This is a genomic window from Pseudaminobacter sp. Soil_N_29, from assembly GCF_057656055.1.
In genome coordinates this window covers 1,230,858-1,252,322 of sequence record NZ_JBDGLC010000001.1, presented here as the reverse complement: position 1 = coordinate 1,252,322, position 21,465 = coordinate 1,230,858, and the positions used below count along the sequence as shown (strand labels likewise).

The following is a 21,465-nucleotide window of genomic DNA, read 5'->3' as shown; positions in this document are numbered from 1 at the left end:
TTCAGCCGAACATGCGCAGCAGGCCCACCACCCGGCGCACCAGCGCGTTGCGCGTCGTCGGGATAAAGTAGGCGACGGCGGCACGTTTGCCAATTTCGCTTATGGTGGGGTATGGCGCCACATAGCTGGCGATGTCGCGCGCCGTCATCTTTCGGGCCAGGGCCAGAGCCCAGAAATTGATCATCTCGCCGGCGTGCAGGCCGACTATGGAAACGCCGAGCAACCGGCCCCTGCCGCTGGTCACGAGCTTGATGTGGCCGTCCGTGCGGTGTTCGGCATGGGCCCGGTCGTTTTCCGAATAGGGCCAGCGCAGCACGCGGATGGCGCGATATGCGCGCGCCGCTTCGGCCTCGCTCATGCCGACATGGGCGATCTCCGGGTCGGTGAAGGTCACGCGGGGAATGATGTCGCGCCTTTCGCTTGCCGGCAGCCGGAACAGTATGGACCGCACCACCAGGCCGGCGTGGTAGTTCGCGGCATGGGTGAACTGCAGCGAGCCGGCGGCGTCGCCCACGGCATAGATGCGGCGGTTGCTGCTGCGCAGCCGGGCGTTGGTCTTGATGCCGTCGGCATCGTGCCTGACGCCGGCATTGTCGAGCCTCAGTTCGGCGACGTTTGCCGTGCGGCCGGTGGCCAGCAGTAGATGCGTGCCTTCCAGGATGCGGGGGCGTGCATCCGGCTGCAGGCGCAGCCGCACCCCGTGCCTGCCGCGCCGTTCCACCGACGCGACACGGGTATGTTCCCGGATGTCGACGCCTTCGCTGCGCAGCCGCGCGAGCACGACGGCGGAAAGCTCCTTGTCCTCCTTGGCAAGCGCATTGCCTGCCTCGACCACCGTCACCTGCGCGCCGAGCCGGCGATAGGCCTGCGCCATTTCGAGGCCGAAGGGGCCGGCGCCGACTATCAGCAGATGTTCCGGCATTTCGGCAAGGTCGAAGAGCGTCTCGTTGGTCAGGTAGTCGACGGCGTCGAGGCCGGGGATCGGCGGAATCAGCGGTGAGGAGCCGGTGGCGATGACGAAGCGGCGGGCGCGGATTTCCATGTCGCCGGCCATCAGCGTGCGCCGGTCCTTGAACCGGCCCTCCGCCTTGACGACCTGTACGCCCAGCGCGGTGAAGCGCTCGGCGGAATCGTTGGGGGCGATCGCGGCGATGGTGTCGCGCACATGGCGGTGCACGGCCGCGAAGTCGATCTCGGGCTCGGCCGCGCCGATGCCGAAGGGCTGGCCGCTGCGCATGGCCTGCGCCTGCCGCGCGGCCGCAATCAGCGCCTTGGAAGGCACGCAGCCATAGTTCAGGCAATCGCCGCCCATCTTCCCGCGCTCGACCAGCACCACACTGACGCCGAAGGCCGCGGCGGCGGCCGCAACCGACAGCCCGCCCGAGCCGGCGCCGATGACGCAGATGTCCGGTGTCAGCGTCTTGGTCATTCTCCCGCCTGTTGCACGGAACGCGGATACGGGCGGGCGCCGTTGCGAAATGAATGTCAGAGGCGCGACGCCCATGCCCTTCTTACGACGGTGGCCAAGGCGGCGACAAGCGCAAGCGCGATGAAGGCTATGGTTATCTGCGGGGTGACCAGATCGCCCAGCGTCACCTGCTGGCCGGCGCTCTCCGCGGCCATCAGCACGCTATCGCAGCCCTGGCCAAGCCAGGCATAGGCGAAGGCTGCCGGCATGATGCCGATGAAGGTGGCGGCGAGATAGGTGCCCAGCCGGACATTGAAGAGGGCGGGGGCAATGTTGACCATGAAGAAGGGGATGAACGGCGCAATCCGCAGCACCAGAAGATAGCCGAAGGCGTTCCGTTCGAACCCGGCGGAGAGTTTTTCGCCAAACCCGCCGAGGCGCCGCCGGACGGAGGCGGTGCAGGCCGAGCGTGCCGCCAGGAAGATCGCCGTCGCGCCCACTGTGGCGCCGACGATGGCGAGCGCGCCGCCGAACAGCCAGCCGAACAGGAACCCGCCAAAGATCGTCAGGATTGATGCAGCCGGAAACGAGAAGGCGACCGCGCCGATGTAGATTACCAGAAAACCCAGCGGCGCCAGAACCGGGTTGTCGGCGGCAAAATCCTTCAGGACCTGTCGGCTTTCGGCGAGGTAGTCGAGCGACAGATAGTGCTGCCAGCCCAGCGCGTAGCCCACGACCAAACCGGCCGCGACGATTGCGAGCGGCGCAAATCGCCAGCGTCCCGGCGCGCCTTTGCCCGTGTCGCAATCTTCGATCATGTCTATCCTGGTCGCCTCTTTGCTAGAAGCCCGGCCGCCATCATGGTTCCGAGCAGCGGGTCGCGGCAAGAGGCCAATTCGTTGTGTTCCTCAGTTGGGCAGCTTTGTGGACGGGTACAACTCGCTACCCGTCATATCACCCTGTGTTGAACATCTTGGCGAGGCTGGTCACCCGTTTGTGACTATGTTGCCAATGTTGACGGCACAAAAGCCGCCAATTGACTCACAGGGGGCATCTTTACTATAAGCCCGCTCACGCATGGGCCAACAAGTCCGGCGCGGTTTCGATTGCGTCCAAGACGAGGCTCGGCATAGCTCCTGTTACCGTGTGACAGAATTAAGAAGGGCCGCACACCGCGGTATTAAAATAAATGAAGCGTACTTATCAGCCATCCAAACTCGTCCGCAAGCGCCGCCACGGCTTCCGTGCGCGCATGGCCACCACCGGCGGTCGTGCCGTCATCGCCGCACGCCGTAACCGCGGCCGCAAGCGGCTCTCCGCCTAAGCGAGAGACGAGACATTGCCGGATGCCGGCAAGACAGAATTTCCGTCTCCGCTGCGGCTTCGCAAGCGAGCAGAGTTTTTGGCCGTCCGGCGTGGCGAAAAGCGACGCGGGCGGCTTTTCCTCTTGGAAGTTCTGGACCGCGGCAACGATGATGCGCCGCGCGTCGGGTTCACAGTGACCAAGAAAGTTGGCAATGCGGTTGTCCGCAATCGCATTCGCCGCCGCCTCAAGGAGGCGGTTCGCGTCCACGCCGCAGGTGACATGATGCCCGGCAAGGACTATGTGATCGTGGGGCGGGAAGACGTTCTGACAGCCCCCTTCGAGCAGCTTGCTGCCGAAATCTCCCGAAGAATTCGCGGAACGCGTTAAGGGTTTTCGATGGAAAACAACCGGAATTTCTTAATCACGATCGCGCTTTCCGTGCTGATCCTGACGCTGTGGCAGGTGTTCTACATGAACCCCCGCGTCGAGAAGGAGCGCGAAGCGGCCCGCATCGAGGCCCAGCACGTCCAGGCCCAGAAGTCGACGCAACCCGGCGCGTCGGGTGAAATTCCGGCCTTGCCGCAGGGCGGTGTGCCCGGTATGCCCGGCGCGGAAGGCACCGCGCCGCAAAGTCGCGAGCACGCCGTGGCTTCCGCCCAGCGCGTCAAGATCGACACGCCGAGCATTTCCGGCTCCATCAACCTCGCCGGCGCGCGCATCGACGACGTGCTGCTGAAGGACTACCACGTCACGGTAGAAAAGAATTCGCCCAATATCGACCTCTTGAACCCGTCGACGTTGCCGAACGGCTACTACGCCGAGATCGGCTTCGTCGGAAACGCCGAGACCGGCAGCGTTCCCGGGCCAGACACGGTCTGGACTGCGGAGCCCAACGCGGTGCTCACGCCCGCCACTCCGGTGACGCTTACCTACACCAACGACAAGGGCCTGACCTTCAAGCGCACCATCAGCGTCGACAACGACTACATGTTCACCGTCTCCGATACGGTGACCAATGGTGGTTCGGCGCCGGTTTCGCTTTCGAACTATGGCCGCGTCATCCGCTTCGACAAGCCGCTTGTGGCCAGCACCTATGTGCTGTTCGAGGGCCTCATCGGCGTGACCGGCGATGAAGGCCTGCACGAGATCAAGTACTCGTCGATCGAGAAGGACAAGCAGGTCGTTCCGGGCAAGTCGAACGACGGCTGGCTCGGCATCACCGACAAGTACTGGGCGGTGGCCATGGTGCCGTCGTCCAAGCAGCCCTTCCAGCCGCGCTTCAGCTATTTCGACGATGGCCGCCCACGCTACCAGTCTGACTTCATGAGCGACGCGGTGACCGTCGAGCCCGGCCAGTCGAGCACCGTCGAGACTCTGGTCTTTGCCGGCGCCAAGGAAGTGGCCAAGATCAATGCCTATGAAAAGGACCGCAACATCCGCCAGTTCGACCTGCTGATCGACTGGGGCTGGTTCTATTTCATCACCAAGCCGATGTTCTGGCTCATCGACAATCTCTACAAGATGCTCGGCAATTTCGGCCTAGCCATCCTCGCCACCACCGTTCTGGTGAAGGCCGTGTTCTTCCCGCTCGCCAACAAGTCCTATGCTTCGATGGCGAACATGAAGAAGGTGCAGCCGAAGATGATGGAAATCCGCGAGAAATACGCGGACGACAAGATGAAGCAGCAGCAGGCGATGATGGAGCTCTACAAGACGGAGAAGATCAATCCGCTTGCAGGCTGCTGGCCGGTCCTGGTGCAGATCCCGGTGTTCTTCGCGCTCTACAAGGTGCTCTACATCACCATCGAGATGCGCCATGCGCCGTTCTTCGGCTGGATCCACGACCTGGCCGCGCCCGATCCGACGTCGCTGTTCAACCTGTTCGGTCTTCTGCCCTATGCCGTGCCGGACTTCCTGCACATCGGTGTCTGGCCGCTGATCATGGGCGTCACCATGTTCCTGCAGATGCGCATGAACCCGACGCCGCCGGACCCGACGCAGGCGATGATCTTCACCTGGATGCCGATCATCTTCACCTTCATGCTGGCGTCGTTCCCTGCGGGCCTCGTCATCTACTGGGCCTGGAACAACACGCTGTCGATCATCCAGCAGGGCGTGATCATGAAACGCCAGGGGGCCAAGATCGAGCTGTGGGACAACCTCGCGGGGATGTTCAAGAAGAAACCAAAGCCCGCCGAATAGCGGGCGCCCCGACCTCTCGAAAGCCCCGGCATCGTCCGGGGCTTTTTCGTTGCCGGCTATGGACGCGGGCGGTAGCGGCCGATAAACAGGGGCCTCTGCAGGAGTGGTTTCGATGATCAGCTAGGCAGGATCCGTTTCGTCGGGTGTCGGCACACCAGAGCGGATCGCATTCGTTTTCATCCCTTTGCGAAGCTTTTCACGACGGAACCTGCCCATGCATGGCCCAAACCCCGACATCAAGCATCCTATGCCCCTTCATCCGCGCGTCGGATTTCTGAAACCCCTGGTCGACGCCGACAATATCGAGATCGGCGACTTCACCTATTACGACGACCCGGCCGGGCCAGAGCATTTCGTCGAGAAATGCGTGCTCTACCATTATCCGTTCATCGGCGACCGGCTGGTGATAGGCCGCTTCTGCGCCATCGCCGAGGGCGCGAAATTCGTCATGAACGGCGCCAACCATGCCATGTCGGGCTTTTCGACCTATCCGTTCAACATCTTCGGCAACGGCTGGGAAGAGGGCTTCGATCCGGCCACCTGGTCGCAGGAACTGCGCGGCGACACCGTGATCGGCAACGATGTGTGGATCGGCATGGAAGCACTGGTCATGCCCGGTGTCACAGTCGGCCATGGCGCGATCGTGGCGGCGCGGGCAGTGGTCAGTCGCGACGTGCCGCCCTATGCAATCGTCGCCGGCAACCCGGCCAAGGTGGTAAAGACACGGTTCGATCCGGAGACCGTGGAGCGCCTGCTGGCGGTGGCATGGTGGGACTGGCCGGTTGACAAGGTGACCCGCAACCTTGATGCCATACGCGGCGCCGACATATCCCGGCTGGAGCAAGCAGCGTGACCGAACAGATAGAATCCAGAACCCTGCCGCCCGTGGCGAGCAGCCTCTTCAACGCACCGTGGGTCTTCATCCGCGGCGTGCCGTCGATGAAGTTCCTGCCGCCGGAAGGCCCGCCGGAGATCGCATTCGCCGGCCGCTCCAATGTCGGCAAGTCGTCGCTGATCAACGGGCTGGTGGGGCAGAAGGGGCTTGCGCGCACCTCCAACACGCCGGGCCGTACGCAGGAGCTGAACTATTTCGTGCCCGACGGATTCTCCGGCAAGGACGGCGACTTGCCGCCGATGGCGCTGGTCGACATGCCCGGCTACGGCTATGCCAAGGCGCCCAAGGACCAGGTGGATGCCTGGACGAAGCTGGTGTTCGACTATCTGCGCGGACGCGTGACGCTGAAGCGCGTCTATGTGCTGATAGACTCGCGCCACGGCATCAAGAAGAACGACGAGGAGGTCTTGTCCTTGCTCGACAAGGCCGCCGTCTCCTACCAGATCGTTCTAACCAAGACCGACAAGATCAAGGCCGCGGGCGTGCCGCGGCTGATTGCAGAGACGCAGGAAAAGATCCGCAAGCGCCCGGCAGCCTTCCCGGCCATCATCGCCACCTCATCGGAGAAGGGCGACGGCATGGAGGAGCTGCGCGAGGCGATCGCCCTTGCCGTGCGTGGCGGCTGAGGCCGCGCGTACCTGTTCCCGGGTGTGGCGCGGGCGCACCGGACGTGCGGCCGCACTGCCATCGCGTCAAAGCGCTTCGACCTGGTTGCGACTCGCTCCGCCCAGTGGCGCGGGGCGCAGCAGCGGCGCGCGCCGGTTCAGCCAGCCCGAAAGTCGCTCCATCTGCGCTGCCAGCGACAACAGCGTCTCCTCGTCGCCGGGCCTCCCCGCCGCCTGTATGCCTAGCGGCAGGCCATCGGCGGTGACATGCACCGGCAGCGCGATCGAGGGCTGGCCGGAAACGTTCTGGATGGCCGGCCAGTGGGTGAACCACAGGCTGTTGTCCAGAAGCTGGCCGAGCAGCGGCTTCAGCCGCAACAGGCGCGTCAGCCGCAGCTTGTCGAGCATGTCCTCCAGAAAGGCGTCCATGCCCTTCGGGTCCATTGCTCCGCATTCGAGCGGCGGGTGTGCGATCAGCGGCATCAGCACCGCATCATACTGGGCGGTTTCCGCAAACAGCTGCCGCGAGGCCGCCTGCAGGCGCTCGAGCCCGGCATAGATCTCGCCGGCTGACAGAAGCTCGCCATAGCGGGCCAGCACGCGCGTGGCGCGCTCGACTTCGCCGGAAACCGGCCGCCCGGTGCGCTGGGCCGCGCCAGCCAAGGTGCCGGCTACCGCGGACGCGACGGTTTTGGCGAAATCGGCGATGAATTCGCGACCGATGAAAGGCAGGCCGATCTCCTCGACCGAATGGCCGCCTTCGCGCGCCAGCGCGACTGCAGTGTCCAGCGCCGCCAGCGTTTCGTGCGAGATTTCGAGCCCGAGCGGCGACTGCCGGTAGACGGCGAGCCTCAGCCGGCCGGGGTCGCGCGCGGCAGCGGCCGAGAACGAGCCGCGCGGCGGGCGCGCCGCATAGGGCGCCAGCTCGTCGGGGCCATGGGTCAGGTCGAGCAGCAGCGCGCTGTCGCGCACCGAGCGCGTCACCGCATGGTCCACCACGAAGCCATACCAGGCCTCCGAGGCCAGCGGCGTCAGCGGAATGCGCCCACGCGAGGTCTTCAGCCCCACCAGACCGTTGCAGGCCGCCGGCACCCGGATGGAGCCGCCGCCATCGGAGGCATGCGCCACCGGCACCACGCCCGCGGCCACAAGTGCCGCAGCCCCTCCCGACGAGCCGCCTGTGATGTGATTGGTATCCCACGGATTGCGGGTAACGCCGAAGGCGGCCGATTCCGTCACCAGCCGCAGCCCGAGTTCAGGCGTGGTGCTGGTAACGATGGGTATCAGCCCGGCGGCAAGCAGGCGCTGCGTGAGCACGGAATCATAGTCCGGCACGAAGGGCGGCATCCTGCTGCCGGAATGGTTGGGCACGCCCTTCATGGCGATGCCCAAATCCTTCAGCGCGGTCGGCACGCCGGCCAGCGGCAGCGAGCGGTCGACGCTACTGGCACGGCTGCGAGCGGCTTCGTAGAGCTTTTCGGCGGTGGCGTTGATTTGCGGTTGCGTACGCTCCGCCCGCGCGATTGCGGCGTCGACCAGTTCGGGCGGGGAAATCTCCCCTTTCCTGACCAGCCCGGCCAGCGCCGTGGCGTCGTACTCCCACAGAACGGATTCCAGCGACATGCCACCCCCTCCCAAGACATTGCCGATGGCGAAAGCCTAGCCGGCATGCGCCGCCTTCGCAATCGCGCGCCGGTGGCCCTTGTCGTTGCAAATCCGGCGTGGAGCACTAGTTACGCGGCGATGGCCCAGCAGGATATTGCAACGCTTATCGTCCGCATTGGCATGCGCGACCGGGAGGCGTTCGACCTGTTGTACCGGCAGACCAGCGCGCGGCTTTTTGGCGTTTGCCTGCACATGCTCAACGACCCGGCTGAAGCCGAGCAGACCTTGCAGGAAGTCTTCTGCCGCATATGGGAGGAGGCCGGGCGCTTCGCCGTCTCGGATCTCAGCCCGATGGCTTGGCTGGTGGGGATTGCCCGCAACCATGCCATCGAGCGCCTCCGCAGCAAGGGGCGGCCGCCGGGCGATGCTGCAATTGTCGGCGCTTCAGTCGTCTCCGCCCAGGACCCGGTGGAAATGCTGGAAGCCGGTGCCGCCTCGGCGCGCATCCGCCGCTGCCTGGAAAAACTGGACGCGGCGCGCGCAACGGCACTTCGCGAAGCCTATCTTGGCGGCGACAGCTATGCCGAACTGGCGGCGCGGCACGGGGTTCCGCCCGGCACCATGCGCACCTGGCTGCGCCACAGCGTTCTGAGGCTGAAGGAATGTCTGGACCGATAAGGCCTTTCGGCAGGGATGCCCCTGCAGACGTCGGCGACGAGCTGATCGCGGCCGAATATGTACTGGGCGTCACGCCCGCCGACAGGCGGCAGGCGGTGCGGGCGCGCATCGACAGCGAACGCGGTTTCGCGCAGGTGGTGGACAAATGGGCGATGCATTTCTCACCCCTCGCGTCCGGGTATCCGGTTGTCGAGCCTCCTGCCTCCGTGAAGGCGGCGATCGACCGGCGGCTGTTTCCCGAGCCTGCGCCGCCCGCCGATGCAGAGCCGGCCCCCAGGCCGCGGCCGCGGCGACGCAAACTTTGGGGCATTGCCGCCGCGTTTGCCGTCCTTGCGATTGCGCTGCCCTTGACTATAGGCCGCATTCACATGCGCGCCGGCACCCCGCTAGATATCAGCCTCGTGGCTTCGTTGGCCGGGCAGGGCGGCGAGGTCCGCTACATCGCCGTCTTCGATGCGCCGCGCGGCGAAGCCAGGCTGTCGCGTCTTTCCGGGGAGAGGGTTGAAGGCCACGATTTCCAGCTATGGGTGATCCAGGACGCGAAGGCGCCCGTATCCGTCGGCCTGCTGCCGGCCGGCGACACGGCGCATGTCGCCATATCGCCCGATATCCAGAAGGAGTTCATCGCCGGCGCTTCTCTCGCCATCAGCCTGGAGCCTGCCGGCGGCTCTCCGTCCGGCCAGCCTACTGGCCCCATCATCGCGACGGGCGAGCTTAAAAGCATATGACTAGCGTTGCACCTTGGCTTGGGCGCTCAATCGGAGTTGATTGGCGCTTCGAATTGGATTTCGCTTAGCTTGCGCAAAGGAGGGCCGAAGATGAATCGTCGCAGTGTTCTAATGGCCGGTGCCGCAATGGCGGCTGCAGCCGGCGGCGCCTTGATGTTCCGGCGCGGCGTCGGGCCGGAGCATGCCTGGGCGGAGACATTCGAGGTCGACAAGTCCGAAGCCGAATGGCGCAAGATCCTGACGCCCGAGCAGTTTACCGTTCTTCGAAAGCAAGGCACCGAGCGCGCCGGCTCCAGCCCGCTCGACCATGAAAAGAGAAAAGGCACCTATCACTGCGCGGGCTGCGACCTTGCGGTCTATTCCTCGGAGGCGAAATTCGATTCCGGAACCGGTTGGCCGAGCTTCTGGCAATCACTGCCGGACGCGGTGGGCACCAGGCAGGACAACTCCCTGTTCATGACGCGCACCGAGGTGCATTGCCGCCGCTGCGGCGGCCATCTGGGCCACATCTTCGATGACGGCCCGCCGCCCACGGGCAAGCGCCACTGCCTCAATGGCGTGGCATTGAAATTCAGGCCCGCAACAGCATGAGCTTTCGCCGCTTGCCGATTGCCCACTGCCGCCTTTGCCGCTAAGTAACCGCCGATTTCCATCCGAAGGGGGCCTCTCATGACATCGACGGACATTGCGGCCAAGGCGGCAGAGCAGGCGAACCTTCTTTCGGCCGCGCTGCCCTACATGCAGCGCTACGAAAACAAGACCGTGGTGGTGAAATATGGCGGCCACGCCATGGGCGACAACGAGCTCGGCAAGGCCTTCGCCCGTGACATCGCGCTACTGAAGCAGTCGGGCGTCAACCCCATCGTCGTCCACGGGGGCGGCCCGCAGATCGGCGCGATGCTGGCCAAGATGGGCATCGAATCCAAGTTCGAGGGCGGCCTGCGCGTCACCGACCAGAAGACGGTCGAGATTGTCGAGATGGTGCTGGCCGGCTCGATCAACAAGGAGATCGTCGCGCTCATCAATGCCGAGGGCGAATGGGCGATCGGCCTCTGCGGCAAGGACGGCAACATGGTCTTCGCCGAAAAGGCCAAGAAGACCATGGTCGATCCCGACTCGAATATCGAGCGCGTGCTGGATCTCGGTTTCGTCGGCGAGCCGGTCGAGGTCGACCGCACGTTGCTGGATCTACTGGCACGCTCGGAGATGATCCCGGTGATCGCGCCGGTGGCGCCCGGCCGCGACGGCCACACCTACAACATCAACGCCGACACCTTCGCCGGCGCCATTGCCGGCGCGCTGGGTGCCTCGCGCCTGCTCTTCCTCACCGATGTGCCGGGCGTGCTCGACAAGGACAAGAACCTCATCGACGAGCTGACGGTGGCTGAGGCCAAGGCGCTGATCAAGGACGGCACCATCTCCGGCGGCATGATCCCCAAGGTCGAAACCTGCATCGAGGCGATCGAGCGCGGCGTCGAAGGCGTTGTCATCCTCAACGGCAAGACCCCGCATTCGGTGCTGCTGGAGCTGTTCACCGAGCACGGTGCGGGAACGCTGATCGTTCCCTGATCTTATTTCCGCAGATGCCGGAGCGGAACGTGCCCCGGCCCCTTGATATTCTGCAGAACGAGCTGGGTGTGCACGTCGCGCACGCCCGGCAGGCGCATCAGCCGGTGCATGACGAAATCGTTGAGGTCGTCCACGCTCGGCACCATCACGTGCAACAGGAAGTCGTATTCGCCGGTCATCGTCCAGCAGGCCGAGACCTCGTCCATGCGCTGTACCGCCGCGGTAAAGCGCTCCGGCGAGTCGTCGCTATGGCTCACCAGTCGCACCTGGATGAACACCTCCACCATCAGCCCGACCGCGCGCCGGCTTATCGCCGCCGAAAACCCCTTGATGACTCCGGCCTGCTGCAGCGCTTCGAAGCGGCGGGCGCAGGGCGTGTTCGACAGGCCGATTTCCTGCGCCAGTTCCGAGATGGACTTGCGGCCGTCGCGTTGCAGGATTTCGAGCATCCTGATCTCGAATTCGTCGAACTGAGGCATTTTCACTCCGACAAGACGTTCCAGGATGGCAACATACCTCAATTTCCGGCCCAGAACGATGGCTTAGGCAAAAAGCGCCCCACAATCGGCGGTATTCTTCGCGGCGTGGAGGATTTTGGCCATGAATATCAGCGTGGAAGCCTATGCCCGCGAATGTGCGGCTCAGGGACTGCGCGGCAACTACTCCGTCTGCCGCGCCGATTTCACCGTGCAGCAGGACTATGCCTTCAGCGACAGCGACCAGGAGGTGTGGCGCATATTGTGCGACCGCCAGACCGGCCTGACGAGGCGGCTAGCGCACCGCTCCTATCTCGATGGCGTGGAAGCACTGGGGCTGCTCGAGCGTATCCCGGATATCGACGAGGTCAGCGGCAAGCTGCGCAAGCTCACCGGCTGGGAGCTCGTCGCCGTGCCCGGGCTGATCCCCGCCGAACCTTTTTTCGTGCACCTGACAAACCGGCGTTTCCCGGTCACGAACTGGCTGCGCAGGCGCGAGGAACTCGACTACATCGTCGAACCGGACATGTTTCACGATTTCTTCGGCCATGTGCCGGCGCTGACCCAGCCGGCCTTCGCCGATTTCATGCAGCAGTACGGCGAAAGGGCCAGTGGCGCGATTGAGCTGGGCGGCCACGACATGATCTCGCGGCTGTACTGGTACACGGCCGAGTACAGCCTCATCCAGGAGGCCGGCCAGCCGCTCAAGGCCTTCGGCGCCGGGCTGATGTCATCCTATAGCGAGCTGCAGTTCGCGGTCGAAAGCCCGGATGCACACCGCGTGCCCTTCGACCTGGAGACGGTGATGCGCACGACCTACGAGATCGACAAGTTCCAGCGAGCCTATTTCGTGCTACCGTCCTTCGAAGCGCTGCGCGATGCGTTCCTGCATGCCGACCTTGCCGAGCTTATCGCGCGACGCAAGGACGAGGCGCCGCTGGACCCTGCCATGGTTTGAAGGCCGCCCACAGCGCAGGCGGCGGCTTCAAGGCACCGAGGCGCTTTTGCGTGCGACAGTTTTCGTTCGGTAGAACCGGCTGGGCGCAAGGGCGAGACGAAGTGCCGCCAAGAAAAGCGTTTCGAAGCTCGCTTTCGCCTGCGCAAGGGCGTAAGAGCAGGCCATGCAAAATGATCGCTTTGAAGTTCCGCTCACCGTAAAACTCGGTGAGACGGGAAATCACCAAATCCTGAAGACTGCCCAGGAGGCTTCGGATTTTCTTCTCAACAACTGGCCGGGAAAAAGAAGTCCCAAGCATCGCGCCGCACTTCAGGCCTGCCACGACGCCATGGAGGGCCACAAGCCGGTCATGGCAGCCAGGCGCGCCTTCATCGCTGCGGCCCGCGAGGCCGATGTGCTGATCAGCGACAAGGCGCCCGGGTAACCCGGCTAGGAGCCCTTCTTGGGCGCGCGCTTCACCGGAGCGGGGTTCTTCGCCGCTTCTGCGCGCTCCGCCTCTTCCTTCTCCTGCCGAAGTGCCCGTAGCCGGGCGGTCTTCTTTTCTCGAGCCGCCTGCTCGGCATTCATGATCTGGCGCGCTGCCGCGTCCGTCCTGTCCAATTTCTGTTCGGCCGCGAGAGGCTTCATTTCATACTCCTGACTTGATCGATGCAAAGCTCCCGCCCCGCTGCTTGGCGGCGCGGAGCCCCTAGTCCTGCTTTGTCTCCTGTTCGCTCACCTCGTCCTGCTTGCTCGCGGACTTGTTTGCCTTGGCGTTGGCTTTCTCGGCTTTCTTGGCGGCCTTGATGCGGTCGCGGTCTCTGCGCTCCTGGCCATAGTTCGGCTTTTTCGCCATCGTGTTGCGGGTCCTTTCGGGAAGAGCCAGGGGTCCGCGTCATTGCGTTCCATCGCTGGCGGAGAACCATACCACCGATATAGGTGTTGAGGTCGGAAAAACCAAAAGTTGTACCGCGGTGCATGGCCGATGATGCGCCTTGCCAGGCCGAAACGCCAGCGGTGGAAAGGTTTTGCAGGCCGATTGCCGGGTTTCGGAAATTCGAATACCGTCGCGCGGATGACAAGACGCGGGGCGGGGCTGGGCCCGGACCCGATAGCCAGGGTGGTGGACGATGCAGAACGACAAGAATGCGACGAAATTTGCCGGCGTCTCGCGCCGCTCGGTGCTGAAGGCCGCGGGCGCTGGCGCAGCGCTTGCCACGGTGGCGGGGTTCCCGGCGCGCCTGTTTGCCGACGAACCGCTCAAGGTCGCTGCCGTCTATACCGTGCCGGTCGAGCAGCAGTGGGTCAGCCGCATCCACAAGGCCGCCAATGCCGCCAAGGACCGCGGCGAGATCGAGTACGTCTATTCCGAAAACACCTCCAACAACGACTATGAGCGCGTGATGCGCGAATATTGCGAGGCCGGCTACAAGCTCATCCTCGGCGAGGTGTTCGGCGTGGAAGATGCCGCCCGTGCGGTCGCCAATGATTATCCGGACGTTGCCTTCCTGATGGGCTCCAGCTTCAAGCCCGACGAGGCCGTGCCGAACTTCTCGCCCTTCGACAACTACATCCAGGACGCCTCCTATCTCACCGGCATCATCGCTGGCGCCATGACCAAGTCGAAGAACATCGGCATGGTCGGCGGCTATCCAATCCCCGAGGTCAACCGGCTGATGAACGCCTTCATGGCCGGCGTGAAGGAAAGCGCGCCGGACACCAAGTTCCAGGTCGCCTTTATCGGCTCCTGGTTCGATCCGCCCAAGGCCAAGGAAACCGCCTTCGCCCAGATCGACGGCGGCGCCGACCTGCTTTACGCCGAGCGCTTCGGCGTCTCGGACGCCGCCAAGGAGCGCAATGTTCTGGCCGTGGGCAACGTCATCGACACCCAGGCGGACTATCCTGAAACGGTCGTGGCTTCGGCGCTGTGGCACTTCGAGCCGACGCTGGACAAGGCGATCGCCGAGGTGAAGGCCGGAACCTTCAAGGCCGCCGACTACGGCGTCTATTCCTTCATGAAGAACGGCGGCTGCTCCATTGCCCCGCTCGGCACCTTCGAGGGCAAGGTGCCGGCCGAGGTCATGGCCAAGGTCGCCGAGAAGGAAAAAGCCATCAAGGACGGCTCCTTCACTGTTGAAATCGACGATTCCGAGCCGAAATCCAACTGAGAACGGCTTTACCTTTTCGCTGCTTGCAGCGAAAAGGTGGCCTCAAGCTCGCATGAAGGACAGTGCGCGGTCGGGGCGGTAACGCCTCGGTTGCGCTGACGCGTGTCGGCGGCAGCGCCCGCACCCGGAATGGAGCGCAGGCAGCGGTGGGGCTGGCGCCTTGCCAGGATTGAGGGATTGGTGATTTGGCGGCGTCGCCCGGTGTCGAAGATCATGCACTACCGCAGGCGGAAATCGTCCTGCGCCTCGAAGGCATCACCAAGCGGTTTGGGCCGCTGGTGGCCAACAATGCCATTTCCTTTTCTCTGAGGCGCGGCGAGGTCATCGCGCTGCTGGGCGAAAACGGCGCCGGCAAGACCACGCTCATGAACATTCTGTTCGGCCATTACGTGGCTGACGAGGGCACGGTGGAAGCCTTCGGCAAGCCGCTGCCGCCCGGCGATCCGCGTGCGGCGCTCGATGCCGGCATCGGCATGGTGCACCAGCATTTTACCCTCGCCGAGAACATGACCGTGCTGGAGAACATCGCTCTCGGCACGCAGAGCCCCTGGAAGCTGCGCCTCGATCGCGCCGCCGCCCGCCAGCGCATCGACAAGCTTTCGGCCGATTTCGGCCTAGCCGTGCATCCGGACGCGACCGTCGCCACCCTTTCGGTGGGCGAGCGCCAGCGCGTCGAAATCCTCAAGGCGCTCTATCGCGACGCGCGCATCCTCATCCTCGACGAGCCGACGGCGGTGCTGACGCCGGCCGAGACCGACGCGCTGTTCCGCACGCTGAAGCTCCTGGTCGCGCAGGGCCTGTCGATCATCTTCATCTCGCACAAGCTGAACGAGGTCATGGCCGTCAGCGACCGCGTGCTGGTGCTGCGCGCCGGCACGCTGGCCGGCGAGCGCATGACCGCCGCCACCAACCGCACCGAGCTTGCCGCGCTGATGGTCGGGCAGGAAGTGGCAAGCCCGCCGGTGAGCGCGCCGAAGACCGGCCCCGTCGTGTTGGAACTGAAGAATGTCTCGACCGCCCGGCAAGGTACCGTCACGAACCTCGATGGCCTGTCGCTCGCGCTGCGCGCCGGCGAGATCACCGGGTTGGCAGGCGTCTCAGGCAACGGTCAATCCGCACTTGCGGCGCTCATTGCCGGCACGCTGCAGCCGGCGTCGGGCGAGATCGTCATCGCCGGCACGACGGCTGGCAACTGGTCGCCGCGCGCCGCCCTTGCCGGCGGCATCGGCCGCATCCCGGAGGATCGCCACGCGGTCGGCAGCATCGGCGACATGAGCGTCACCGAGAACGTCATTTCCGAGCGCTATGCCACACCGCGCTTCAGCCGCCACGGCTTTCTGGATTGGAAGGCGGCGCGCGCCTTTGCCGAGGAAATCATCCGCGACTACGACGTCAAATGCCCTTCGCCCGAGGCGCGCATCCGGCTGCTTTCCGGCGGCAACATGCAAAAGCTCATTCTCGGCCGCGCGCTCGATTCCGAGCCGGCCGTGATCCTCGCCAACCAGCCCACGCGCGGGCTCGATGTCGGTGCCGTCGCCTTCGTGCATCGCCGGCTGCTCGAAGCGCGCGACCGGGGCGCGGCGATCCTGCTGATTTCGGAAGATCTGGAGGAAATACTGGCCTTGTCCGACCGCATCCTGGTCATGTCGAAGGGGCAGCTTTCCTCGCCCTCCAAGCGCGGTGAACGCAGCATCCGAGAACTCGGAGAACTGATGGCCGGCCATGGCGAGGTGAACGATGCGGCTTGAACCCAAACCCGCGCCCTCGCTCGGCGTCACCCTGCTGTTCCCCATTGGCGCGATCGTGGCGACCTTCATCATTACCTCGCTGCTGGTGCTGGCGGCCGGCGCCTCGCCGCTCTCAGTCTTCTACCTCGTCGCCAAGGGGGCGGCGGGCTCGCAATTCGCGCTGCTGGAAACGCTAACCCGCGCCACGCCGCTCATCTTCACCGGACTTGCGGTGGCCGTCGCCTTCCGCGCAAAACTCTGGAACATCGGTGCCGAAGCGCAGCTCTATATCGGCGGGGTGGTGACGGTGGTGCTCGGCACCGGTGCGCTGCCGCTGCCGTCCTATCTGCTGATCCCGATCATCATGATCGCGGCCATGGCGGCCGGCGCGCTGCTGCTGCTCGGGCCCGCCATCCTCAAGACGCGCTTCGGCGTCGACGAGGTGGTGACGACGCTGCTGCTCAACTTCATCGTGCTGCTGTTTGTCTCGATGCTTTTGGAAGGCGTGCTGAAGGACCCGACCGGCCTTGGCTGGCCGCAGTCGTCGAAGGTCATCGCCGAGGCGCAACTGCCACGCATCATCCAGGGCAAGCGCCTGCACTACGGCTTCGTCATCGCCGTGGTCGCGGCCATCGTCGCCTGGGTGGTGATGAAGAAGACGGTGCTTGGTTACGAAATGCGCGCCGTGGGCAACAACAAGGAAGCCGCCAACTTCGCCGGCATTCCGGTGAACGGCGTGCTGATCAAGACGGCGATCCTGTCCGGCGGCATCGCGGCCCTTGCCGGCTTCTCGGAAGTGTCGGGTCTGAAGGGCAACCTGACGCTCGACCTGTCTCCGGGCTACGGCTATTCGGGCATCGTGGTGGCCATGCTCGCCATGCTCAATCCGCTCGGCGTCATCGCCTCGGCCATTTTCGTGGCCGGCATCTTCGTCGGCGCCGACGCCATGAGCCGGACGGCCGGCGTGCCGAGCTATATCGCGCAGGTGATGGTGGCGACCGCGTTGCTCACCATGGTCACGGCAATTCTGCTGACGCGCTACCGGGTGAGGTGGAAGTGATGGAGCAGGCCCTCGAAATCCTCTTCACCGCATCCTTCTGGGTCGCCGCGATCCGCATTGCCTCGCCACTGATCTTCGCCACCATGGGCGAGCTGATCTGCGAGCGCGCGGGCGTGCTCAATCTCGGCATCGAAGGCATCATGACGGCCGGCGCATTCGCCGGCTGGTTCACCGTCTATTCCGGCGGCGACCTGTGGACCGGCGTGGCCGTCGCGGCTCTTGCCGGGGCCATGTTCGGCCTGCTCCATGCCACGCTCACCGTGCCGCTCGGGCTGTCGCAGCATGTGGTGGGCATCGGCGTCACGCTGCTTGCCACCAGCCTCACCTACTTCACCTACCGGCTGGCGCTGCCGCAGGTCACCACGCCGCCAAAGATAGAGCCCTTCCAGCCGCTGCCCATCCCCGGCCTGTCGAAGATACCGGTGCTGGGGGAGGCGCTGTTTTCGCAGACGCCGCTCACCTACCTGGCCTTCGCCACGGTCGCCATCGTCGCCTGGATGCTCTACCGCACGCCGATCGGCCTGGCGGTGCGCGCCGCGGGCGAAAACCCGTCCGCCGTCGAGGCGCAGGGTATCAGCGTCACCGGTATCCGCATGGGCGCGGTCATGGTCGGCAGTGCGCTGATGGCGGTCGGCGGCGCGTTCCTCACCATGTCGGCCTTCAACTCCTTCTTCTTCGAGATGATCAACGGCCGCGGCTGGATCTGCATCGCGCTGGTGGTGTTCGGCTCGTGGCGGCCGGGCAAGGCGCTGCTCGGCGCCATACTTTTTGCCGCCTTCGACGCCTATCAGATCCGCCTGCAGCAGATTTCCGGCGGCGTGGTGCCCTATCAGGTGTTCCTGATGATGCCCTATGCGCTGTCCATCCTGGCGCTGATCCTGGTGGCGCGCCGCGCTACCTATCCCAAGGCGCTGATGATCCCATACCAGAAAGGCGAGAGATGAGTTTTGACCTGATTGTCCGTGGCGGCATTCTTCCGGACGGCAACACCGCCGACATCGGCATCAAGGGCGACAAGATCGCGGCCATCGAGCCGAAGCTCGACGCGGAAGCGGCCGATGTGGTGGATGCCACCGGCAACCTCGTCTCGCAGCCCTTCGTCGATCCGCATTTCCACATGGATGCGACGCTCTCCTACGGCATTCCGCGTATCAATGCCTCGGGCACGCTGCTCGAAGGCATCGCGCTGTGGGGCGAGCTGAAGCCGATGCTCACCCATGAAGCCGTCAAGAGCCGCGCGCTTGCCTATTGCGACTGGGCCGTCTCGATGGGCCTGCTTGCCATCCGCACCCATGTCGACACCTGCGACGACCGGCTGCTCGCCGTCGAGGCGCTGCTGGAGGTCAAGAAGGAGGTCGCTCCCTATATCGACCTGCAGCTCGTCGCCTTCCCTCAGGACGGCTTTTATCGCTCGCCCACCGCGCGCGAAAACACCATCCGCGCGCTCGACATGGGCGTGGAGATCGTCGGCGGTATTCCGCATTTCGAGCGCACAATGGCCGACGGCACCCGCTCGGTGACCGAGCTGTGCGAGATCGCGGCCGCGCGTGGCCTGATGGTCGACATGCATTGCGACGAGACGGACGACCCGAACTCGCGCCACATCGAGCAGCTTGCCTATGAGACGCAGCGGCTGGGCCTGCAGGGCAGGGTGAACGGCTCGCACCTCACCTCCATGCATTCCATGGACAATTACTATGTCTCCAAGCTCCTGCCGCTGATTGCCGAGGCGGGCGTTTCCGCCTGCCCCAACCCGCTCATCAACATCGTCATCCAGGGCCGCCACGACACCTATCCCAAGCGCCGCGGCATGACGCGCGTGCCCGAAATGCTGAAGGCCGGCATCAAGGTCGGCTTCGGCCAGGATTGCGTGCTCGACCCGTGGTATCCGCTCGGCACCGCCGACATGCTCGACGTCGCCTTCATGGGCCTGCATGTGGCGCAGATGACCAGCCCGGCCGACATGCGCCAATGCTTCGACATGGTCACGAAGACAAATGCCGAGATCATGGGCCTGCACGACTACGGCCTCGAAGTCGGCAAGACGGCGAGTCTCGTCGTGCTCGACGCCGGCAATCCGGTCGAGGCGCTGCGCCTGCGTGCCGAGCGGCTGTGCGTCGTCGCCAAGGGCAAGGTGGTCGCCACGCGCCAGAAGCAGGAGACGCAGCTTTCGCTCTCCGGCCGTCCTGGCAGCGTCAACCGGCGTCACCAGACGCCGTGACCTGAAAAACAAAGGGGCCGCACAAGCGGCCCCTTTGCTATCAACTAAAATTCGGGAAAAGCGCGAATCCCTGGCGGGATTCGCAGACCCGCTCAGGCCAGGCTGCTGCGCGAAAACTGACCCGCCGCGCGATAGCGCCACAGATAGCTCGGCAGGATCGCGCCGGTGGAATTCGGCTCGATGCCGAGGCTGGCAAAGGTGCGGCCTTCGCTTTCGGCCTCTGCCGACACGACATTGTCGGATCTCAGAAGCGTGACCTGGTCCGACGTCAGCAGCTTGCCCGGAAGCATGCCCAGCACCGCGCCCTGCAGTTCGGCCAGCCACCACGGCACCGGCACCAACAGGCGGCGGCGATCGATCACCTCGAGCATCTCTTCCATGCACTGCCGGAAGGTCATCACGTTCGGGCCGCCGAGTTCATAAGTCTTGCCGCGCTCGATGCTGCCTTCCACCGCGCGCGCCACCGCTTCGGCCACGTCGCAGACATAGACCGGCTGGAAGCGCGTCGTGCCGCCGCCGATCAGCGGCAGCACCGGCGAAAAGCGCGCGATATTTGCGAAGCGGTTGAAGAAATCGTCCTCAGGGCCGAACACGATGGACGGGCGGAAGATCGTCGCGTCGGCGATCGTCTCGCGAACCGCGCGTTCGCCGGCCGCCTTGGTGCGGGCATAGGCCGATTGCGACTGGGCATTCGCGCCCAGAGCGGAAACATGCGTCAGGCCGGCGCCGGCGGCGCGGGCGGCCTCGGCCACGGCGCGGGCGCCGAAATCCTGCACGGTGGCGAATCTCTGCCGGCCGGATTCGGCCAGGATGCCGACGAGGTTCACGACATGGTCGGCGCCTTCAACCGCACGGTCGACCGACCAGCGCACGCGCACATTGGCCTGGACAGGCTGGATCTGGCCGGCATGGCCGAGCGGCTGCAGGTGGCCGGCGAGATCGGGCCTGCGGCAGGCAGCCCGCACGCGATAGCCGCGCTTGGCCAGTTCGCGCACGACGTGACGGCCTATGAAACCGGACCCTCCGAAAACGGTGACGAGTGGCGGAATCTGAAGGATTTCGGTCATGTCTGGCTCCGGTGGTGCCCTTCTGGCTTGGTCTGGCTCGTTCATAATGATTTTCGCCACAAAGGCAAAGGGCACGTTGCCTCGGCAGGCCGCCGCCATTGCTTTGACCCGCATCAAGGAAGCGCGCGGCGAGCTGGCGCATTTTTCCAGACCGCCGATCAGGGCTTGGCGCCGGATCCAGCCGGCTTTCCTGCCGAAAGGGTGAAAGGTCATGACCTTCCAACTGACGAGCCCCGCATTCCAGAACAGGTCCAGCGTTCCCGCCAGATACACCTGCAGCGGCGAGGACCTATCGCCGCCCTTCGAATGGACCGAACCGCCGGCCGGTGCCCAAAGCTTCGCCCTCGTATGCGAGGACCCGGATGCGCCGGGCGGCACCTTTCACCACTGGGCGGTGTTCGACATTCCAGGCGACTGGCGCACGCTGCCCGAGGGGCTCGCGCCGGCCGACCAGCAGGTGAGCGGATTGCGCCAGGCCACGAACGATTTCGGCAGAAGCGGCTATGGCGGCCCTTGCCCGCCGCGGGGGCACGGCGTCCACCACTATCATTTCCGATTGCTGGCGCTTGGCGTTCCCCGCCTCGACGTGGCGGGGCGGGCCACATGCGCGCGGGTTGCGGCACTCGCCCGCGGCCATGCCCTGGGCTCGGCGGAACTGATCGGCCTGTTCCAGCGCTAGGCAGGTCTCACGATAAAATTTCAGTGGGCCCGACGCTCGCTCTTGCCCCGCCGCCGGGCAAGGCACATTTCAATTTCAGCGCCGTGGCTCGGCTGCCGTTCATTCACCGGACAAGCCGGGTTTGAAACGCAACG

The 21,465-nt window shown here is 64.9% G+C and carries 24 protein-coding genes; 17 read left to right on the top strand and 7 right to left on the bottom strand.

Translation table 11 applies throughout. The features are described from left to right. Position 1: 1 nt before the first annotated feature. Both AC3A4H_RS05970 and AC3A4H_RS05965 read right to left on the bottom strand, forming a co-directional pair. A complete protein-coding gene (locus tag AC3A4H_RS05970; RefSeq protein WP_487765849.1) occupies positions 2-1,429 on the bottom strand; it encodes a dihydrolipoyl dehydrogenase family protein in 1,428 nt (475 codons plus the stop codon). A 56-nt stretch (positions 1,430-1,485) separates the two neighbouring features. Beyond that, positions 1,486-2,226: a TVP38/TMEM64 family protein gene (locus AC3A4H_RS05965; RefSeq protein WP_487765848.1), complete on the bottom strand. Its 741-nt coding sequence runs from the start codon at positions 2,224-2,226 to the stop codon at positions 1,486-1,488. A 371-nt stretch (positions 2,227-2,597) separates the two neighbouring features. Here AC3A4H_RS05965 and rpmH point away from each other — a divergent pair, with 371 nt between their 5' ends. The 5 genes from rpmH to yihA all read left to right on the top strand — a co-directional run bounded on the left by rpmH (position 2,598) and on the right by yihA (position 6,437). Then, a complete protein-coding gene (rpmH, locus tag AC3A4H_RS05960) occupies positions 2,598-2,732 on the top strand; it encodes a 50S ribosomal protein L34 (protein ID WP_209710588.1) in 135 nt (44 codons plus the stop codon). A gap of 15 nt (positions 2,733-2,747) precedes the next feature. After that, complete coding sequence (rnpA, locus tag AC3A4H_RS05955; RefSeq protein WP_487765847.1) at positions 2,748-3,101, top strand: ribonuclease P protein component; 354 nt, start codon at positions 2,748-2,750, stop codon at positions 3,099-3,101. 9 nt (positions 3,102-3,110) lie between these two features. Next, positions 3,111-4,916 (top strand): membrane protein insertase YidC, encoded by a 1,806-nt coding sequence (yidC, locus tag AC3A4H_RS05950; RefSeq protein WP_487765846.1) that lies wholly within the window; start codon positions 3,111-3,113, stop codon positions 4,914-4,916. 214 nt (positions 4,917-5,130) lie between these two features. Continuing rightward, positions 5,131-5,769, top strand: a complete 639-nt coding sequence (locus tag AC3A4H_RS05945; RefSeq protein WP_487765845.1) for a CatB-related O-acetyltransferase — start codon at positions 5,131-5,133, stop codon at positions 5,767-5,769. 23 nt (positions 5,770-5,792) lie between these two features. Continuing rightward, positions 5,793-6,437 (top strand): ribosome biogenesis GTP-binding protein YihA/YsxC, encoded by a 645-nt coding sequence (yihA, locus tag AC3A4H_RS05940; RefSeq protein WP_348779914.1) that lies wholly within the window; start codon positions 5,793-5,795, stop codon positions 6,435-6,437. Between the two features lie 66 nt (positions 6,438-6,503). Here the strand turns inward: yihA and AC3A4H_RS05935 are convergent, their stop codons facing one another. Next, a complete protein-coding gene (locus tag AC3A4H_RS05935) occupies positions 6,504-8,039 on the bottom strand; it encodes an amidase (protein ID WP_487765844.1) in 1,536 nt (511 codons plus the stop codon). A gap of 120 nt (positions 8,040-8,159) precedes the next feature. Here AC3A4H_RS05935 and AC3A4H_RS05930 point away from each other — a divergent pair, with 120 nt between their 5' ends. From AC3A4H_RS05930 to argB, 4 genes are all read left to right on the top strand, one after another. After that, a complete protein-coding gene (locus tag AC3A4H_RS05930) occupies positions 8,160-8,699 on the top strand; it encodes a sigma-70 family RNA polymerase sigma factor (protein ID WP_487765903.1) in 540 nt (179 codons plus the stop codon). Beyond that, the gene (locus AC3A4H_RS05925; RefSeq protein WP_487765843.1) at positions 8,684-9,427 is read left to right on the top strand and encodes an anti-sigma factor; all 744 of its coding nucleotides are present in this window, start codon (positions 8,684-8,686) and stop codon (positions 9,425-9,427) included. Before AC3A4H_RS05930 ends, AC3A4H_RS05925 begins: the two co-directional genes overlap by 16 nt. Positions 9,428-9,517: 90 nt before the next feature. After that, entirely contained in the window at positions 9,518-10,018 is a 501-nt protein-coding gene (gene msrB / locus AC3A4H_RS05920) for a peptide-methionine (R)-S-oxide reductase MsrB (protein ID WP_487765842.1), read from the top strand. 78 nt (positions 10,019-10,096) lie between these two features. After that, positions 10,097-10,996, top strand: a complete 900-nt coding sequence (argB, locus tag AC3A4H_RS05915) for an acetylglutamate kinase (RefSeq protein ID WP_487765841.1) — start codon at positions 10,097-10,099, stop codon at positions 10,994-10,996. Between the two features lie 2 nt (positions 10,997-10,998). Here argB and AC3A4H_RS05910 read toward each other — a convergent pair whose 3' ends face one another. Beyond that, complete coding sequence (locus tag AC3A4H_RS05910; RefSeq protein ID WP_487765840.1) at positions 10,999-11,475, bottom strand: Lrp/AsnC family transcriptional regulator; 477 nt, start codon at positions 11,473-11,475, stop codon at positions 10,999-11,001. 121 nt (positions 11,476-11,596) lie between these two features. Between AC3A4H_RS05910 and phhA the strand changes: the two genes are divergently transcribed. Together phhA and AC3A4H_RS05900 are read left to right on the top strand one after the other, a co-directional pair. Continuing rightward, positions 11,597-12,430, top strand: a complete 834-nt coding sequence (phhA, locus tag AC3A4H_RS05905) for a phenylalanine 4-monooxygenase (RefSeq protein WP_487765839.1) — start codon at positions 11,597-11,599, stop codon at positions 12,428-12,430. Positions 12,431-12,593: 163 nt separating this feature from the next. Next, a complete protein-coding gene (locus AC3A4H_RS05900; RefSeq protein WP_487765838.1) occupies positions 12,594-12,854 on the top strand; it encodes a DUF982 domain-containing protein in 261 nt (86 codons plus the stop codon). Between the two features lie 5 nt (positions 12,855-12,859). Here AC3A4H_RS05900 and AC3A4H_RS05895 read toward each other — a convergent pair whose 3' ends face one another. After that, a complete protein-coding gene (locus tag AC3A4H_RS05895) occupies positions 12,860-13,057 on the bottom strand; it encodes a hypothetical protein (RefSeq protein WP_348779668.1) in 198 nt (65 codons plus the stop codon). Positions 13,058-13,118: 61 nt separating this feature from the next. Further along, the gene (locus tag AC3A4H_RS05890) at positions 13,119-13,265 is read right to left on the bottom strand and encodes a hypothetical protein (RefSeq protein WP_487765837.1); all 147 of its coding nucleotides are present in this window, start codon (positions 13,263-13,265) and stop codon (positions 13,119-13,121) included. Positions 13,266-13,539: 274 nt separating this feature from the next. On the opposite strand from AC3A4H_RS05890, the gene AC3A4H_RS05885 reads away from it, so the two are divergent. From AC3A4H_RS05885 to AC3A4H_RS05865, 5 genes are all read left to right on the top strand, one after another. Beyond that, positions 13,540-14,577 (top strand): BMP family protein, encoded by a 1,038-nt coding sequence (locus tag AC3A4H_RS05885; protein ID WP_487765836.1) that lies wholly within the window; start codon positions 13,540-13,542, stop codon positions 14,575-14,577. Between the two features lie 185 nt (positions 14,578-14,762). After that, positions 14,763-16,325, top strand: coding sequence for an ABC transporter ATP-binding protein (locus tag AC3A4H_RS05880; RefSeq protein ID WP_487765835.1), 1,563 nt, complete (start codon positions 14,763-14,765; stop codon positions 16,323-16,325). Beyond that, positions 16,315-17,364, top strand: a complete 1,050-nt coding sequence (locus AC3A4H_RS05875; RefSeq protein ID WP_487765834.1) for an ABC transporter permease — start codon at positions 16,315-16,317, stop codon at positions 17,362-17,364. The genes AC3A4H_RS05880 and AC3A4H_RS05875 overlap by 11 nt, the downstream gene beginning before the upstream one ends. Then, positions 17,364-18,308, top strand: a complete 945-nt coding sequence (locus AC3A4H_RS05870; protein WP_487765833.1) for an ABC transporter permease — start codon at positions 17,364-17,366, stop codon at positions 18,306-18,308. The genes AC3A4H_RS05875 and AC3A4H_RS05870 overlap by 1 nt, the downstream gene beginning before the upstream one ends. Continuing rightward, positions 18,305-19,585, top strand: coding sequence for an amidohydrolase family protein (locus tag AC3A4H_RS05865; protein ID WP_487765832.1), 1,281 nt, complete (start codon positions 18,305-18,307; stop codon positions 19,583-19,585). Before AC3A4H_RS05870 ends, AC3A4H_RS05865 begins: the two co-directional genes overlap by 4 nt. Before the next feature lie 92 nt (positions 19,586-19,677). Here AC3A4H_RS05865 and AC3A4H_RS05860 read toward each other — a convergent pair whose 3' ends face one another. Then, entirely contained in the window at positions 19,678-20,652 is a 975-nt protein-coding gene (locus AC3A4H_RS05860) for a complex I NDUFA9 subunit family protein (protein WP_487765831.1), read from the bottom strand. A 211-nt stretch (positions 20,653-20,863) separates the two neighbouring features. On the opposite strand from AC3A4H_RS05860, the gene AC3A4H_RS05855 reads away from it, so the two are divergent. Then, the gene (locus AC3A4H_RS05855; protein ID WP_487765830.1) at positions 20,864-21,331 is read left to right on the top strand and encodes a YbhB/YbcL family Raf kinase inhibitor-like protein; all 468 of its coding nucleotides are present in this window, start codon (positions 20,864-20,866) and stop codon (positions 21,329-21,331) included. The last annotated feature ends 134 nt before the right edge of the window (positions 21,332-21,465 follow it).

Excerpts from the sequence above, each read along its gene's own strand:
- AC3A4H_RS05970 (WP_487765849.1), bottom strand. The coding sequence starts at position 1,429 with ATGACCAAGACGCTGACACCGGACATCTGCGTCATCGGCGCCGGCTCG.
- AC3A4H_RS05965 (WP_487765848.1), bottom strand. The coding sequence starts at position 2,226 with ATGATCGAAGATTGCGACACGGGCAAAGGCGCGCCGGGACGCTGGCGA.
- rpmH (WP_209710588.1), top strand. The coding sequence starts at position 2,598 with ATGAAGCGTACTTATCAGCCATCCAAACTCGTCCGCAAGCGCCGCCAC.
- yidC (WP_487765846.1), top strand. The coding sequence starts at position 3,111 with ATGGAAAACAACCGGAATTTCTTAATCACGATCGCGCTTTCCGTGCTG.
- AC3A4H_RS05945 (WP_487765845.1), top strand. The coding sequence starts at position 5,131 with ATGCATGGCCCAAACCCCGACATCAAGCATCCTATGCCCCTTCATCCG.
- AC3A4H_RS05935 (WP_487765844.1), bottom strand. The coding sequence starts at position 8,039 with ATGTCGCTGGAATCCGTTCTGTGGGAGTACGACGCCACGGCGCTGGCC.
- AC3A4H_RS05930 (WP_487765903.1), top strand. The coding sequence starts at position 8,160 with ATGGCCCAGCAGGATATTGCAACGCTTATCGTCCGCATTGGCATGCGC.
- AC3A4H_RS05925 (WP_487765843.1), top strand. The coding sequence starts at position 8,684 with ATGTCTGGACCGATAAGGCCTTTCGGCAGGGATGCCCCTGCAGACGTC.
- msrB (WP_487765842.1), top strand. The coding sequence starts at position 9,518 with ATGAATCGTCGCAGTGTTCTAATGGCCGGTGCCGCAATGGCGGCTGCA.
- argB (WP_487765841.1), top strand. The coding sequence starts at position 10,097 with ATGACATCGACGGACATTGCGGCCAAGGCGGCAGAGCAGGCGAACCTT.
- AC3A4H_RS05910 (WP_487765840.1), bottom strand. The coding sequence starts at position 11,475 with ATGCCTCAGTTCGACGAATTCGAGATCAGGATGCTCGAAATCCTGCAA.
- phhA (WP_487765839.1), top strand. The coding sequence starts at position 11,597 with ATGAATATCAGCGTGGAAGCCTATGCCCGCGAATGTGCGGCTCAGGGA.
- AC3A4H_RS05900 (WP_487765838.1), top strand. The coding sequence starts at position 12,594 with ATGCAAAATGATCGCTTTGAAGTTCCGCTCACCGTAAAACTCGGTGAG.
- AC3A4H_RS05895 (WP_348779668.1), bottom strand. The coding sequence starts at position 13,057 with ATGAAGCCTCTCGCGGCCGAACAGAAATTGGACAGGACGGACGCGGCA.
- AC3A4H_RS05890 (WP_487765837.1), bottom strand. The coding sequence starts at position 13,265 with ATGGCGAAAAAGCCGAACTATGGCCAGGAGCGCAGAGACCGCGACCGC.
- AC3A4H_RS05885 (WP_487765836.1), top strand. The coding sequence starts at position 13,540 with ATGCAGAACGACAAGAATGCGACGAAATTTGCCGGCGTCTCGCGCCGC.
- AC3A4H_RS05875 (WP_487765834.1), top strand. The coding sequence starts at position 16,315 with ATGCGGCTTGAACCCAAACCCGCGCCCTCGCTCGGCGTCACCCTGCTG.
- AC3A4H_RS05870 (WP_487765833.1), top strand. The coding sequence starts at position 17,364 with ATGGAGCAGGCCCTCGAAATCCTCTTCACCGCATCCTTCTGGGTCGCC.
- AC3A4H_RS05865 (WP_487765832.1), top strand. The coding sequence starts at position 18,305 with ATGAGTTTTGACCTGATTGTCCGTGGCGGCATTCTTCCGGACGGCAAC.
- AC3A4H_RS05860 (WP_487765831.1), bottom strand. The coding sequence starts at position 20,652 with ATGACCGAAATCCTTCAGATTCCGCCACTCGTCACCGTTTTCGGAGGG.
- AC3A4H_RS05855 (WP_487765830.1), top strand. The coding sequence starts at position 20,864 with ATGACCTTCCAACTGACGAGCCCCGCATTCCAGAACAGGTCCAGCGTT.